This is a genomic window from Caballeronia sp. RCC_10 (assembly GCF_041360715.1).
Taxonomy (GTDB): Bacteria; Pseudomonadota; Gammaproteobacteria; order Burkholderiales; family Burkholderiaceae; genus Caballeronia; species Caballeronia grimmiae.
On record NZ_JBFUPT010000009.1, the window covers coordinates 78,405 to 92,728 of the forward strand.

At 66.1% G+C, this 14,324-nt stretch carries 13 protein-coding genes and 1 pseudogene; 10 read left to right on the forward strand and 4 right to left on the reverse strand.

The features are described 5' to 3' along the window. Positions 1-70 precede the first annotated feature (70 nt). The gene (locus AB6804_RS17390) at positions 71-1,372 is read right to left on the reverse strand and encodes an MFS transporter (RefSeq protein WP_370887495.1); all 1,302 of its coding nucleotides are present in this window, start codon (positions 1,370-1,372) and stop codon (positions 71-73) included. Positions 1,373-1,865: 493 nt separating this feature from the next. On the opposite strand from AB6804_RS17390, the gene AB6804_RS17395 reads away from it, so the two are divergent. Continuing rightward, on the forward strand, positions 1,866-2,609 hold the full coding sequence (locus tag AB6804_RS17395) for a response regulator transcription factor (protein ID WP_370887496.1): 744 nt from the start codon (positions 1,866-1,868) through the stop codon (positions 2,607-2,609). A 134-nt stretch (positions 2,610-2,743) separates the two neighbouring features. On the opposite strand, the pseudogene AB6804_RS17400 reads toward AB6804_RS17395, so the two are convergent. Then, positions 2,744-3,045 (reverse strand): annotated as a pseudogene (locus AB6804_RS17400) (dihydrodipicolinate synthase family protein); the annotation flags it as partial. 168 nt (positions 3,046-3,213) lie between these two features. On the opposite strand from AB6804_RS17400, the gene AB6804_RS17405 reads away from it, so the two are divergent. The 6 genes from AB6804_RS17405 to AB6804_RS17430 all read left to right on the forward strand — a co-directional run bounded on the left by AB6804_RS17405 (position 3,214) and on the right by AB6804_RS17430 (position 8,632). Further along, on the forward strand, positions 3,214-4,164 hold the full coding sequence (locus AB6804_RS17405) for a 4-hydroxyproline epimerase (protein WP_370887497.1): 951 nt from the start codon (positions 3,214-3,216) through the stop codon (positions 4,162-4,164). Further along, a complete protein-coding gene (locus tag AB6804_RS17410; protein ID WP_370887498.1) occupies positions 4,161-5,309 on the forward strand; it encodes an NAD(P)/FAD-dependent oxidoreductase in 1,149 nt (382 codons plus the stop codon). The genes AB6804_RS17405 and AB6804_RS17410 overlap by 4 nt, the downstream gene beginning before the upstream one ends. 80 nt (positions 5,310-5,389) lie before the next feature. After that, entirely contained in the window at positions 5,390-5,638 is a 249-nt protein-coding gene (locus AB6804_RS17415) for a (2Fe-2S)-binding protein (protein WP_244795019.1), read from the forward strand. After that, on the forward strand, positions 5,635-6,918 hold the full coding sequence (locus tag AB6804_RS17420) for an FAD-dependent oxidoreductase (protein WP_370887499.1): 1,284 nt from the start codon (positions 5,635-5,637) through the stop codon (positions 6,916-6,918). Before AB6804_RS17415 ends, AB6804_RS17420 begins: the two co-directional genes overlap by 4 nt. Positions 6,919-7,016: 98 nt before the next feature. Next, positions 7,017-7,850, forward strand: a complete 834-nt coding sequence (locus tag AB6804_RS17425; RefSeq protein WP_370887629.1) for a helix-turn-helix domain-containing protein — start codon at positions 7,017-7,019, stop codon at positions 7,848-7,850. 371 nt (positions 7,851-8,221) lie between these two features. Beyond that, entirely contained in the window at positions 8,222-8,632 is a 411-nt protein-coding gene (locus AB6804_RS17430) for a response regulator (RefSeq protein ID WP_052005988.1), read from the forward strand. Positions 8,633-8,670: 38 nt separating this feature from the next. Here AB6804_RS17430 and AB6804_RS17435 read toward each other — a convergent pair whose 3' ends face one another. Further along, positions 8,671-8,841, reverse strand: a complete 171-nt coding sequence (locus AB6804_RS17435; protein WP_167569274.1) for a hypothetical protein — start codon at positions 8,839-8,841, stop codon at positions 8,671-8,673. Positions 8,842-8,938: 97 nt separating this feature from the next. On the opposite strand from AB6804_RS17435, the gene AB6804_RS17440 reads away from it, so the two are divergent. The 3 genes from AB6804_RS17440 (at position 8,939) to AB6804_RS17450 (ending at position 13,193) form a co-directional block, all read left to right on the forward strand. After that, positions 8,939-9,610, forward strand: a complete 672-nt coding sequence (locus AB6804_RS17440) for a glutathione S-transferase family protein (RefSeq protein ID WP_370887500.1) — start codon at positions 8,939-8,941, stop codon at positions 9,608-9,610. A 66-nt stretch (positions 9,611-9,676) separates the two neighbouring features. Next, entirely contained in the window at positions 9,677-11,314 is a 1,638-nt protein-coding gene (locus AB6804_RS17445) for an ATP-binding domain-containing protein (protein WP_035969296.1), read from the forward strand. Between the two features lie 34 nt (positions 11,315-11,348). Beyond that, positions 11,349-13,193: a hybrid sensor histidine kinase/response regulator gene (locus AB6804_RS17450; RefSeq protein ID WP_370887501.1), complete on the forward strand. Its 1,845-nt coding sequence runs from the start codon at positions 11,349-11,351 to the stop codon at positions 13,191-13,193. Between the two features lie 18 nt (positions 13,194-13,211). Here the strand turns inward: AB6804_RS17450 and AB6804_RS17455 are convergent, their stop codons facing one another. Further along, positions 13,212-14,066: a helix-turn-helix domain-containing protein gene (locus tag AB6804_RS17455; protein WP_370887630.1), complete on the reverse strand. Its 855-nt coding sequence runs from the start codon at positions 14,064-14,066 to the stop codon at positions 13,212-13,214. Positions 14,067-14,324: the final 258 nt, after the last annotated feature.

The window sequence follows — 14,324 nt, forward strand, 5'->3', positions numbered from 1 at the left end:
GGTACCGCCGCCCAGACGGAAATGGCGCACCCCGACCGCGAGTGCGCCATTGGACGTCGAACCGCGCGGCTCAGCGTGCAGCCGGCGCGTCCTTGATGAAGAGCGACGTCAGCGCGCCCAAGATGCACAGCGCGCCGACATAGAGCGCGGGCGCCATCGGACTCGATTTCATCATCAACGAGACGACGATCGGCGTGAGTCCGCCGAACACCGCATACGCGACGTTGTACGAGAACGAGATGCCCGAGAAGCGCACGGCGGGCGGGAAGGCCTTGACCATCACGAACGGAATCGCGCCGATCACGCCGACCGTGAAGCCCGTGAACGCGTACCACGGCAGCAGCACGGAGGCATCTGCCGCCACTTGCTTGAAGAGCGCGTAGTACGACACGGCCAGCACGCATCCACCGATGAAAATCGTCTTGCCCGCACCGATCCGTCCCGCGATCGCGCCCGCCAGCACGCAGCCGATGGTCAGGCACAGCGTCGCGGCGCAGTTGGCGGCGAGCACCGTCGCCGGAGCGATGCCGAATTGCTTTTGCAACAGCGTCGGCGTCATCAGGATCACGACGACGATCGCGGCGGACAGCATCCACGTCAGCAGCATCGACACGATCACCGCGCGCCCGTGGTCGCGCAGCACGGCCTTCAGCGGAATTTCAGCCGCAAGCGACTTGCGCTTTTGCAACTCCGCGAAGACCGGCGTTTCATGCAGCCAGCGGCGCAGATAGACGGAGCACAATCCGAACACGCCGCCGAGCAGGAACGGCAGACGCCACGCGAAACCGGCGACATCGGCGGGAAGAAAGGTCTTGTTGATGGCCGTGGCGACCAGCGAGCCGAGCAGGATGCCCGCCGTGAGGCCGGCCGTCAGCGTGCCGCATGCATAGCCGATATGACGGCCCGGCACGTGCTCCGACACGAACACCCACGCGCCCGGCACTTCGCCGCCGACCGCCGCGCCCTGCATCACGCGAAACAGCAGCAACAGCACGGGCGCCATCATGCCGAACGACGCATACGTGGGCAGGAGGCCCATCAGGAGCGTCGGCACCGACATCAGCAGCACGGACAGCGTGAACATGCGCTTGCGCCCGAGCAGGTCGCCGAAGTGCGCCATGATGATGCCGCCCAGCGGCCGCGCGAGATAGCCCGCCGCGAAGATGCCGAAGGTCTGCAACTGCCGCAGCCAGTCGGGAATCGACGGCGGGAAAAACAGTTGGCCGATGACCGGCGCGAAGAACACGAAAATGATGAAGTCGTAAAACTCCAGCGCGCCGCCGAGCGCGGCGAGCGTGAGCGTCTTGTAGTCGCTGCGCGTGAGCGAGCGGCCGGCGGCGTGCGAAGCGCCGTCGAAAGGTGTTGCCTGCATCGAATGAGAACCCGGAATGAGGAAAGCCACGCGTGCGGCGAGCGACGCATGGAACGAGGCGATGCCCTGCGGGATGTCAGACGCGCCGGGTGAGCGCGAAACGGGAACGACCCGGGCGCGGATATGAAGCCGTCGCCCGCCATCCGCACTGCGCATGGCGACGGAGAGCCGCGGCGCATGCCCTCGCAGCGTCTCGGTAAAACGGCGAAGGCTGGATTTCGGCCATTGTGAGCCGAAGGCGGCATGTTACAGGATGTAAGCCACCGCTCCACGAGTTTCCTCGAAGAAACGATCGCACGGTTGCGTCGGCGAGACGCATCGCGGTGACATGCCTTGACACTTTCGGACCAATCCGATGGGAAAGGGAAGCGTGGCTGACCAGAATGCCTGCCTGTAATGGCCGTCTCCTTTTGTAACGAGACGCCCGGGGAATGCAGCGGCAGTCACGCGCGGCATTCGGCCCATGTCCCTTAGACTCATCAGGCCTGACACTATGCGCGTCGCCGTATTGCAAACCGACACAACTTATCGAAATCTCATCAGCGAGGTCGTGAAACGCCTCGGCCATACGGTCGTGACGTTCGGCGACGGTCTTCTGCTGTCGAAAGCGCTGTCGCGCTCGACGGTCGACCTGCTGATTCTGGACTGGAATTCGTCGGGTCTCTGCGGTCTGGATCTTCTGAAATCCGTTCGTTCCAGCTTTGGCGAGCGCGTTCCGGTCATGTTCGCCACGCCCGACGGCGCGGAGCACAACGTGGTCTGCGCGCTGACGGCTGGCGCGGACGATTACGTGGTGTATCCCATTCGGCCGGGCGAATTCGGCGCGCGGATCGAAGCGTTGCTGCGTCGAGCGTTTCCGGCCACGTCGAGCGCGTGCCTCGAGATCGGACCGTATCGCTTTGACTCGCGGCAGCAGACCGTCACCGTGCGCGGCCGCCCGGTCGAACTGAGCGGCACGCAGTTCCGTCTCGCGCAGCTTTTCTTCTCGAACATCGGCCGGGTGCTGTCGCGCGATCACATCTTCGCGATGGTCTGGGGCCGCGAGTTCCGCGAAACCACGCGCACGATCGACAGCCACGTTTCCCGCCTGCGCCTTGCGCTCGAGATCGAGCCGGTGAATAACTTCCGCCTGCAGCCGGTCTACAAAAGCGGCTACCGTCTCCTGCATCTTTACGATGACAGCGAGAACTCTGGCGAAGACCGCGTGGAGCCGGAGCAGGCACGATTCGCCGCGTGAGTCGTGAAGACCGAATCAGCAGCACCTTGATGAATGCCGTCGCAAAACGGCATTTTTCATTTCAGAGCGGCGGCGTGCCGGCCGGGTCTCGATGCGGCGGCAGATCAGCGCCGCGATTTCTTGTGCTGACGGTCGAGGGTCTCGCGCCGGTCGGACAGATATGGAAGCCCCGGCAGCACCAGTTAGCCATTAGCGCCAAGCGACGAGGCGCTTCTAATTGGCGATAACCGTCGAGCGTGCTGTTCCCAGTGACCGTCAGCAGCGCCGGGCAAGCGCTTGCCCGGCGCCTCTGCGCGCGATCCGCACACGATGATGCCGTCGACGCCCGCATCAATTCGCGCTTCAATGTTCTTTTTCCTCCAGCGCGGTCTATGCTGAAATCGGCGGCGACCTGGGTGATGACGGCGGGCATTACGCCTTGCCAGATACGCGCCAGGGCAGCTCTCGAAGGACTCGCCGTGCGAAGCCGCGCAGTTTGCGTGTTGTGTCTGTGGCCACGCCGATTTCAGCCCCGCCGCAAACGCCACGCGTTATGCCGATTTCGTCATTCAAACCGCCTAGCCGCGCCAAGACGCCCGGCGCGAGCATTTCTACGATAGGCGGCATGAATACCATCGATATCATCGACTCCCACACCGGCGGCGAACCGACGCGCCTCGTCGTCGCGGGCGGCCCGGACCTCGGCGGCGGCACGCTGGCGCAACGCCTCGACACGTTCCGCACACAGTTTGACGACTGGCGGCGCGCCATCGTAACGGAGCCGCGCGGCTCGGACGTCATGGTCGGCGCGTTGCTGTGCGCACCCGACGATCCGGACGCGGCGGCGGGCGTGATTTTCTTCAACAACGTCGGTTATCTCGGCATGTGCGGGCACGGGACGATCGGCCTCGTTGCGTCGCTGGCGCATGCGGGCAGGATCGCGCCGGGGCGGCACCGGATCGATACCCCGGTCGGCCCCGTCGATGCGACGCTCAACGCGAACGGCAGCGTCAGCGTGCGCAACGTGCCGGCGTATCGGCACCGGCATGCGGTCACGGTCGACGTGCCCGGCCACGGCCCGCTGACCGGCGACGTCGCGTGGGGCGGCAACTGGTTCTTCCTCGCCGCCGAGCATGGCCGGGAACTCGTGCCGGCGCGCATCGGCGAGTTGACGGCGTTCACCGAAGCGACCCGCGACGCGTTGCACGCGCAAGGCGTCACGGGCGCGGACGGCGCGTATATCGACCACATCGAACTGTTCGCGGATTCGCCGCGCGCCGGACTCGACAGCCGCAATTTCGTGCTTTGCCCCGGCAGCGCGTACGACCGCTCGCCGTGCGGCACCGGCACGAGCGCGAAACTCGCGTGCCTCGCGGCGGACGGCCTCCTCGCGCCGGGCGCGGTGTGGCGGCAGGAGAGCATCATCGGCAGCGTGTTCGAGGGCAGCTACGCACGGGCGGGCGGCGACCTGATTCCGACGATCACCGGCTACGCGCACATCATGGGCGAAGGGCGGCTCGTCATCGACGAGCGCGATCCGTTCGCCTGGGGCGTGTCAGCGAGCGCGGGCGCATGACGGCAGATGTGATCGTCGTCGGTGCGGGCATCGTCGGCGCGGCGTGCGCGGCGGAACTGGCGGCGCGCGGCTTGTCGGTCGATGTGATCGACGCGGGCGTCATCGGCGGCGGGGCGACGGCGGCGGGCATGGGGCATATCGTCCTGATGAACGATTCGCCCGCCGAATTCGCGCTCTCGCGCCTGTCCCGCGATCTGTGGCTCGCGCTCGCGCCAGACTTGCGTGCGCGCGATGCCTTCACCCGATGCGGCTCGATGTGGGTGGCCGTGGACGACGAAGAGTGCGCCGCCGCCCGCGCGATGCAGTCCGCGTTCGCCGCCGCCCGCGTCCGCGCGCATCTGCTCGACGCCGCCACGCTGCGCAAGGAAGAGCCCGCGCTGAGTCACGCGATGCAGGGCGGGCTGGTGGTCGAGGACGACGCCATCGTCTACGCGCCCGCCGCCGCGCAGTTTCTGTTGACGTGTTCGGCGGGCGCGAGCCGCATTCGCGTATCGACGCAGAGCGCGGTCAGCGCGGTCGATGCTGACCGCACGCACGCAAGCGTCACGCTGGCGGACGGCGAGCGGCGCACGGCGGCGCATGTCGTGGTGGCGAACGGCCTGGCGGCGTCGCGGCTCGTCGATGGCGTACCGCTCGAAGCGAAGAAGGGCCATCTGCTCATCACGGACCGTTATCCGGGGACCATTCGGCGTCAGATAGCGGAACTCGGCTATATCAAGAGCGCGCATCACGCGAGCGGAACCTCGGTCGCGTTCAACGCGCAGCCGCGTCCCACGGGCCAGTTGATGATCGGCTCGTCGCGACAGTTCGGTACGACCGATCCCGCCGTCGAAATGAACGTGCTCGGCGCGATGCTGAAGCGCGCGTCGCGCTATCTGCCGGGCATCGGCGACATGAACGCGATCCGCACGTGGACCGGCTTTCGGGCCGCGACGCCGGATGGCCTGCCGATCATCGGCGCGGCGCGGCACGACAACGACCGCTTGTGGCTCGCGACGGGGCACGAAGGGCTGGGCGTGACGACATCGCTGGGAACGGCGAAGCTGCTCGTCGCCCGCATGCTGAACGATCCGCCGATGCCCGGCTTGCCCGATCTTGCGCCGTTCTCGCCGCGACGGTTCGTGGTGGCGCACGCCGATGAGTGACGCGTGCGATCCCGTTCCGCCCTTCGCCTTTCGGAAACCCGACCCCCAGCCTCAAGCCTCAAGCCTCAAGCCTCAAGCCAATGACTGACCGCATCCGCATCACGATTGACGGCACGCCGCTCGTCGTCGCCGAATACACGACCGTCGCGGCCGCGCTTGCGCTTCACGGCCGCGCCGCCGCGCGCCGCTCGGTCACCGGCGAGGCGCGCGCCGCGTTCTGCGGCATGGGCGTGTGCCACGAATGCCGCGTCGCCATCGATGGCCGCGCGCACGTGCTCGCCTGTCAGACGCTTTGCCGCGATGGCCTCGTCGTCGAGACGGCGCGATGAAGACCGCGCATTTCGATATCGCGATCATCGGCGCGGGACCGGCGGGCCTCGCGGCGGCGCGCGTGGCGGCCGCCGATGCGGGCGTTCGCGTCGCGTTGATCGACGACAATCCGCGTCCCGGCGGCCAGATCTGGCGGCAAGGACCGGGCGCCGCGCCGTCGCCGTTCCTGCGCGAGTGGCTTGCCACGACGGCCCCGCGCGCCAACCTCGAACGCATCAGCGCGACGAAAGTCGCCGCCGCGCCCGGCGACAAGCGGCTCCTGCTCGAACGCGACGGCGCGCCCGCCGTCATCACCTATTCGAAGCTGATTCTCGCCACCGGCGCACGCGAGCGGCTGCTGCCGTTCGAAGGCTGGACGCTGCCCGGCGTGACCGGCGCGGGCGGCTTGCAGGCGCTCGTCAAGGGCGGCTTGCCGGTGCGGGGCGAGCGCATCGTCGTTGCGGGAAGCGGGCCGCTGCTGCTCGCCGTCGCCGATACCGCGCGCCGCCACGGCGCGGACGTTTTCGCGGTGATCGAGCAAGCGCCGATGGCGCGCGTCGCGCGTTTCGTGGCGTCGCTCGCCGCGACGCCGGGCAAGTTCGCGCAGGCGATATCGCTTGTGCGCGCGCTGGGCGTTTCGCGGTATCGCGCGGGAAGCGTCGTCGTGAAGGCGCAGGGGCAGGGGCGCGTCGAAGCCGTGACGATTCGCACGCGCAACGGCGAGGAGGTAGTCGAAGTGGATCGCGTCGCGTGTGGCTACGGACTCGTGCCGAACGCGACGCTCGCATTGGCGCTCGGCTGTGCGGTCGATGAACGCGGCGCTATCCGCATCGACGATAACCAGCGCACGTCTCTCGCCGATGTTTTCGCGGCGGGCGAATGCACGGGCATCGGCGGCATGGAGCTGTCGCGGGCGGAAGGCGCGTGCGCGGGACATGCGGCGCTCGGCGTGCCGATCGACGCCCGCCTGGCTCGCGAACGAAGCCGCTGGCGCGCATTCGCGGCGCGCGTCGATCGCGCGTTTGCGCTCGGAGCCGACGCCCGCGCGATGCCGCCCGCCGACACGCTGATCTGCCGCTGCGAGGACGTCCGCATCGGCGATGTCGCTGCTCACGCAAACTGGCGCGACGCCAAACTTCAGACGCGCTGCGGCATGGGCGCGTGTCAGGGGCGTATCTGCGGCGAGGCGGCCGCGCTCTATTTCGGCTGGCCGCGAGCGATTGCGCGTGAGCCGTTCACGCCTGTGCGCATCGATACGCTGATCGCGGCATGTCAGCTTGCCGAACCGAACGAAGAATGACGGACCGAAAAGAATAGTGGGGACAGCGCGAATATTGGCGCAGTTCGCGCGTCACTATAATCGTCCCGAAATTCACGACCCCCGAACGCACGATGAGCATGCAAGGGCTGATTGCCGGACCCGCTTCGCCTCGTGCGGCCAACGACGATTCCTTGCCGTCGCCGCCGCCTTCGACGCTGCGCGACATGCTCTCGCACTTCGCGTTGCTCGCGCCGGTCTTCGATGCGATGCCCGACATCGTCTTCTTCGTGAAGGACCGCGACGCGCGCTACGCGATGGTCAACCGCACGCTTGCGCGCCGTTGCGGGCACAAGGACGACAAGACGGCGCTACTCGGCAAGACGGCGGAAGACGTGTTCCCGCGCCGTTTCGGCCGCATTTACACGGCGCAGGACCAGACCATCATCGCGCAGGGCGTGCAGTTGATCGATCAGCTCGAACTGCATCTGTATCCCGGACGTGAGCCCGGCTGGTGCATGACGTGCAAGCAACCGCTTTACGACGCGCAAGGCAGCATCGTGGGGCTTGCCGGCATTTCGCGCGATCTGCAAGCCGCGGAAGGGACGCATCCCGCGTATAGCCGGCTCGCGGCGGTGGTGCAGCACATTCAGGAAAATTACGTGCAGCCGCTCAACATGCGCGATCTCGCACGAATGGCGAACATGTCCATCGCGCAGCTCGAACGCTACTTTCACAAGGTCTTTCACCTGACGCCGCGCCAAGTCCTGCTCAAGACCCGGCTCGATGCCGCGACCGCGCTGCTCCTTACGCACGACAAGGTCACGGACGTCGCCGCGTTGTGCGGATACACCGATCACAGCGCGTTCACGCGGCAGTTCAAGGCGACGGTCGGCATCACGCCAACTGAGTATCGCGTGTTGCTGCAATCGGCGCCGGTGCGGGCGGAAACATCGAGCCTTGCGAATGTCTGACGAGAAAGTTGGACGCGTGCACGACGAAATTACACGGTCGTGCGTATTGCCGGCCGGGTTGCGGCGAACGGGCGCAATGCCTTGCGCCGTATGGGGCGACGCTCCGGCGCAGAAGCCGCTCGCCGGTCCGGATATTGCTATTTGTGCTTGCCGGGTTCCGGCGACCGTCCTGATCAGGGCGGCGCTCCCCGGACACCGCGAGACGTTCCGCACCGGCGCACGCGCGGCAGAAAACACGGTGCGTTCGGAATTCCTGCCGCGTTTTTCTGTCAACGAAAGCGCACGAGCGCAAGGTAGACAGATTTAAACGAAGCGGCGAGCCGTGGAGACCGTGCGCGAGAATTCCGTTTTAGGCAGTTGAAAACAAAATCATGAACGAAGTTGCAAGACTGGGGCATACGCGGATCGTACTCATCGAAGACGATCCCGAAAGCAGGGCATCACTGCAGTTGTTGCTGGAAGAAGAAGGGGCCGATGTCATCGCCGTGGCCGACGCCGAAGACGGCGCGGAAACCGCGATCCGCGTGCTTCCCGATGCGGTGATCTGCGATCTGGACCTTCCGGGAATGGACGGTTTCTATCTCATCCAACGTTTGCGCGACCACGAGATACGCGGGAATCTGCCGCCTTCCGTCGCCATCGCGCTGACGGGGCATGACGGCGATGAGTATCGATTACGAAGCATCGGCGAAGGCTTTCAGCACTTCATGACGAAGCCCGCGAATCCCGACGAGCTCGTGACGCTGATACAGGACGCGCTCAACGTGCGTGTCGTCGCCTGATGCCGGCAACGCGCCGCGCAGCGCGCGGCGCGTCGCACTCAGGAACGGTCGCGGTTGCGCGCTCGCGTGGCGCCCGTTATCACGGCGATACCGAGCAGGATGACCGCGACGATGGCGATCGTGTGCTGCGCCACGTGCATGGCGACCAGCGCCCACGACACCCCGCCGATGAAAATAAGCCAGCCCACGAGATAAATGATGAGCGTCATCGAGTTCTCCTTTTGCTTGGTCTAACGTCTTGAGCCGAATGTTTCTGCAAGATCCGTACCGTCCTCCCTCGTACCCGCCGGCTGACCGCGAACAACCATGCTGACTGTGCATCACCTCAATAACTCGCGGTCGCAGCGCGTGCTGTGGATGCTCGAAGAACTCGGCGTCGAATACGAGCTGAAGCGCTACGAACGCGATCCCCACACGATGCTCGCGCCGCCCGAATTGCGCGCCGTGCATCCGCTCGGCAAGTCGCCTGTCATCACGGATGGCGCGTTGACCATCGCGGAATCGGGGGCGATCCTCGAATATCTCGTCGACCGCTACGGCGAAGGGCGCTTCGCTCCGCCGCACGGCGCGTCGCCGGAACGCGTGCGCTACAACTACTGGATGCACTACGCGGAAGGATCGGCGATGCCGCCGCTGCTGCTCAAGCTCGTCGCATCGCGAATTGCGGGCGCGAAGATGCCGTTCTTCGCCAGGCCGGTCGCCAAGCGCATCGCACAGACGCTGCAGTCGGGCTTCATCGATCCGCAACTGAAGCTGCACTTCGGCTATATCGATAGCGAGCTTTTGAAGTCGCCGTGGTTCGCGGGCGATACCTTCAGCGCCGCCGACGTGCAGATGAGCTTTCCGCTTGAAGCGGCCAGCCAGCGCGCGGGCGCGAAGCAACTGCCGCATGTCCGCGCGTTCCTGGAACGCATTCATGCGCGGCCGGCTTATCGGCGTGCGCTGGAACGCGGCGGCCGATACGACTACGCGGATTGACCGTTGCGTACAATGAGGCGCACAGCGGGCGTATGCGACGCCTGAACTCACGCCAAAGGTAACGGCATGGCCCGAATCGTTCCCGACGACTGGAAGAACCTCGAAGCGACCGGCGCCGCCGCACGCGAACTGGAAACGCTCTCGCTGCTCGAAAAGCTGCCTGAGGACTATACGGTCTATCACGGCGTTCACTGGACGCGCATCAACGAAGGCTTTTCCGTCTTCGGCGAGGCGGACTTCGTCGTCGTCGCGCCGTCCGGGCGCGTGCTGATGATCGAGATGAAAGCGGGCTTCCTGCGCGAAACCAGCGCGGGACTCGTCAAGGTGTATCTGCAGAAGGAGCGCAACGTCGCCATCCAGCTTGCGCGCACGCTGGAGAATCTGCATCGGCGCTTCACGGCGGCGTTCGGCGCGGGGACGTATCGCATCGAAGAGCTGCTGTATTGCCCGGATTACACGGTGAAGGACGCGGCGATCGCGGGCGTGCCGCCGGGGCGTATCGTCGATGCAAGCCGCAAGGCGCAGCTTGCGCGCGTGGTGCTGGAGATTCTCCCGCCGGACGAGCCGCGCTTCGAAGCAGCCGCGCGCATCCATCACTTTCTCGCCGATGAACTCTCGCTCACGCCCGATACCAACGCGCTCGTCGGCGAGGCGAACACGCTCGTCACGCGTCTGTCGGGCGGTCTCGCGACGTGGGCGCGCCGCCTCGAATTCGAGCCGTTCCGCTTGCGCGTGATCGCGACGGCGGGCGCCGGCAAGACGCAACTCGCCGTGCGCGTCATGCGCGATGCGCTCGCGGCCGGCAAGAGCGTGCTGTACGTCTGCTTCAACCGGCCGCTCGCGGACCATATCCGCGCGATTGCGCCGAAGGAAGCGAAGATCGCGAATTATCATCAGTTGAGCGCGGCGGTGGCGCGCGATGCCGGCAGTCCGCCCGATTTCAGCCAGCCCAACGTCTTCACGACGCTCGAAGAGCGCTTCGCCGCCGTGCCGGTGCCCGAGCACTGGAAGACGGATGTGCTGATCGTCGACGAGGGCCAGGATTTCCATGCGGCGTGGGTCGAGGCGCTGGAACGGCTGCTCAATCCGGATGGCGCATGGTGGTGGCTCGAAGACCCGATGCAGAACCTCTATTTGCGCGAGCCGGTGGCGCTGCCCGGCTGGACGATCCTGCGCGAAAGCACGAACTATCGCAGTCCGCGCGACGTGCTCGGCTTCATCCGCAAGATCGTCGGGCCGAACGTGCGGCTCGAATCGGGGAGTCCGTTCGATGGGTCCGATGTCACCGTGTCCACTTACGAGGACGGCCATCCCGAGGAAGTGATCGAAGCGACCAAGCGCGCGATCACTCACGCGCTCTCGCTCGGCTTTCGCAAGCAGGACATCGCGGTGCTGTCGTTCCGGGGGCGCGAGGGCTCGGCGCTGACGGCGGTCGATCATCTCGGGCCGCATCGGCTGCGCGCGTTCACCGGAACGTATGATTTGTTCGGCAATCCGGAATATCGCGAGGGCGACGTGCTGCTCGAATCGATCTATCGCTTCAAGGGCCAATCCGCGCCGTGCGTGATTCTCACCGAAGTCGATTTCGATGTCCTCGACGATCAGGCCGCGCGCAAGGTCTTCGTGGGCGCGACGCGCGCAACCATGAAGCTGATCGTGGTCGCTTCGGAGCGCGCGGCGCACGAAATCGACGCGCTCGGTTGAGCGGCGTCGCCCGCCGAGCCCGCTACGACCGAACATGGCCATCACTCGCACCGACGCTCCGCTTCGCACGCCGGCCGCGCGTCCGTGGCTGCGCCGCGTCTGGTACGCGGTGATGCTCGCGCTGGCCGTGGCGCCGCCGTTCGGCATCGTCGGCTATATGGTCTATTCGGGGCTCGTCTCGCGCGAGTCGCATCACATCGTGATGCCCTATGAAGGCGTGTACTGGAATGCCGCGCAGTTGCAGATCGCCTATGAGCGATTCGAGACGCAGGTGCTGCTTTATCGCAATGGCATCGACGAAGATGGCGACGCCGTGCGCGCAAGCTATGCGCGCCTGCTGGCACGCCTCGACGACGCCTCCAATACGACCCGCACGCCGGAGGGACACGAGGCGCTGCTCGCGCGTCAGCGAGAGATTTTGCGACAGTTGCGCACGGCGCTCGCTTCGATCGAGTTGGATGTGCAGAACCTCCAGGGCGAGCGGCAGCGCACGCTGCGCATCATCGGCGTGCTGCGGCAGAACGCGCCCGCCGTCTCGGAACTGGCGAGCGGCCGGCGGCTCATGGATGCCGCCGAGCACGAGGCCATCTACAACGACTTTCAGGCGAAGCGCCGTTATCTGATCTATAGCGGCATTCTGCTCGGGCTACTGTCGGCGGGGGCGACGTCGCTGCTGCTGCTCAACGGCTACCGGCGCACGCGCCTGATCGAACAGCAACGCGCCGCGCTCGCCGCCGAACATCAGGCGACGCGGGCGGCCCGCGAGGCGGGCGTCGCGAAGGACACGTTCCTCGGCATGATCAGTCACGAACTGCGCACGCCTTTGCATGCCATCGTGTCGTCGATCGAACTGCTCGGACTCAATCTGCGCAACGAGGCGGACCGCAAGATCATTCAGCGGCTGGAAACCGGGGCGCGCCATCTCGAAGCGCAGATGCGCGATCTCACCGACTACGCGCGCCTCGGCGCGGGCAAGCTCGAACTGCGCATGGCCGTGTTCGATCCGGCGGAGTTGCTCGAATCCATCGTCGATGCGAACGCGCCCGCCGCCACGTCGAAGGGCCTGCATTTGCGCGGCGACTATACCGGCAAGCGCGGGCCGCTCGAGTCGGACCCGCATCGGGTGCGGCAGATCGTGACGAATCTCGTGACCAACGCGATCAAATACACGGATGCCGGCTCCATCGACGTCCATTTCGCGCGCTCGGAAACGCGCCTCGACATCACCGTGACGGATACCGGGCCGGGCATTTCGCGCGAGCAATTACCGCTGATTTTTCAGGAGTTCACGCAACTGGATTCGTCCAGCACACGGCGTTTCGATGGCGCGGGCATGGGCCTCGCGGTCGTGCGCGGGCTCGTCGAACTGCTGGGCGGGACCATCGAAGTATCGAGCGAAGTGGGCGAGGGCGCGGCGTTTCGCGTGAGCTTGCCGGCGGCGTCCGTCGAGCGCATGCCCGAACTTGGCGAAACGCAGGCCGATGCGCCCGGCTCGCGCAAGTCGCGGGTGCTCGTCATCGACGATCACGAGGCGATCCGCGAATCGCTGATCGAAATGCTGACGCATCTGGGCTATTGGGCGGTCGGGGCGCCGGATGTGGACAGCGCGCTCGCCTGGCTGCGCGCCTACGACGCCGACGTGATCCTCGCCGACCTCCACATGCCTGGCAAGGACGGCTATTCGTTCGCGAACGAGTATCGCGCGCGCACGGCGCCGGGCGGGAGCGTGCCGATCATCGCGGTGAGCGCGTATGTGCCGGAACTGGTCGATCCGAGCGCGTCGGTGCTGTTCTTCGATTACCTGCTGAAGCCCGTGCGATACGACGTGCTGAAGGCCGCCGTGCATCGGGCCGCGACGGCGCGGCGGCGCGCCGCCTGATGCGCCGTGCGATGACGCTCAGGCGCGCAATAGCCGCTTGGACAAGTCCGCGACCAGAATGCCGAGCCGCGCGGGTTTCTCGAAGCAGGTGACGTTGTGATCCCGGATGATCTGGCTGATCTCCGATTCGCTCGCCTTGCCCGTCATCAGTTCGCCGGTGAGCACGAACACCGGCGCATCGGGGTTGTCCGACTCGCGCACCGCCTTGATCGCGTCCGCCGACGTGTGGACGCCGAACAGCCAGTCGATCACCACCGCATCGAATACTTGCGACTGCAGCGCGTCGAGGAACGCGTCGAGACCGTAGAAGGCCATCGCCGTGAAGCCGGTCATCTCCAGATAGTCGTGGAGGTTGTCGGCGGAGGCGTGATCGTCATCGACGACGGCGATGATCGGCTTGTCGGTATCCGCACGGCGCGGCAGGATTTCGATCTTGTGCACGTCGCAGGCTTCCTGCAACAGCACGCCTTCGTGACGCGTCACGACCCAGCGGCCGTTGACCTTCTGCGTGATGAAATCGGGCCGTGTGCCCGGTTCTAGCGCATTGCCGATCCACGCGGTGCACGGAATCTCGACGGAGCCGAGTTTCAGCACGGCGTCGTGCGGCACGCCTTCCGTGTCGTCGGGACGCGCGTTGATGGCGTCGAAGAGCTTGAGCGCGGGTTCGTCGAAGGCGTCGGCGACGCGGCGAATCTGTGCGATCGTCCACGGGCTGTTGCCGCGCAGTTTCCGGTGCCCCTGCGAAAAGCTGAGGTCCAGAATGCGGCACAACTCGGCCGTTTGCTGCCGCTTGCCGATGCCGTGACGGCTCATGAGCTCGCGCACGCGCTCGGCGACAGCGAGCGATTCCGAAGAAGACGTTTCAGTGACCATGCTGCCAGGCGAATGCTGTAGGAGGTGGCGCGGGGCGGCGCCGGGGCGCATCGCGCGCACGCGGCCGATACGCGGGAAACGTTGATTGTAAACGCCTGCGCATCCTGCCCGAAAAAGCGAAACGGTCGATACACCGATGGTACGCGCCGCCGACAGCCGATCGCGTACGCTGGCGCGCACTGCGGTGTGATCACAGGCCGTCGATGACCGCATCGACGAACTCGCGCGGCGTCGGAAACGTGCTGTGGCGGTGGCAGA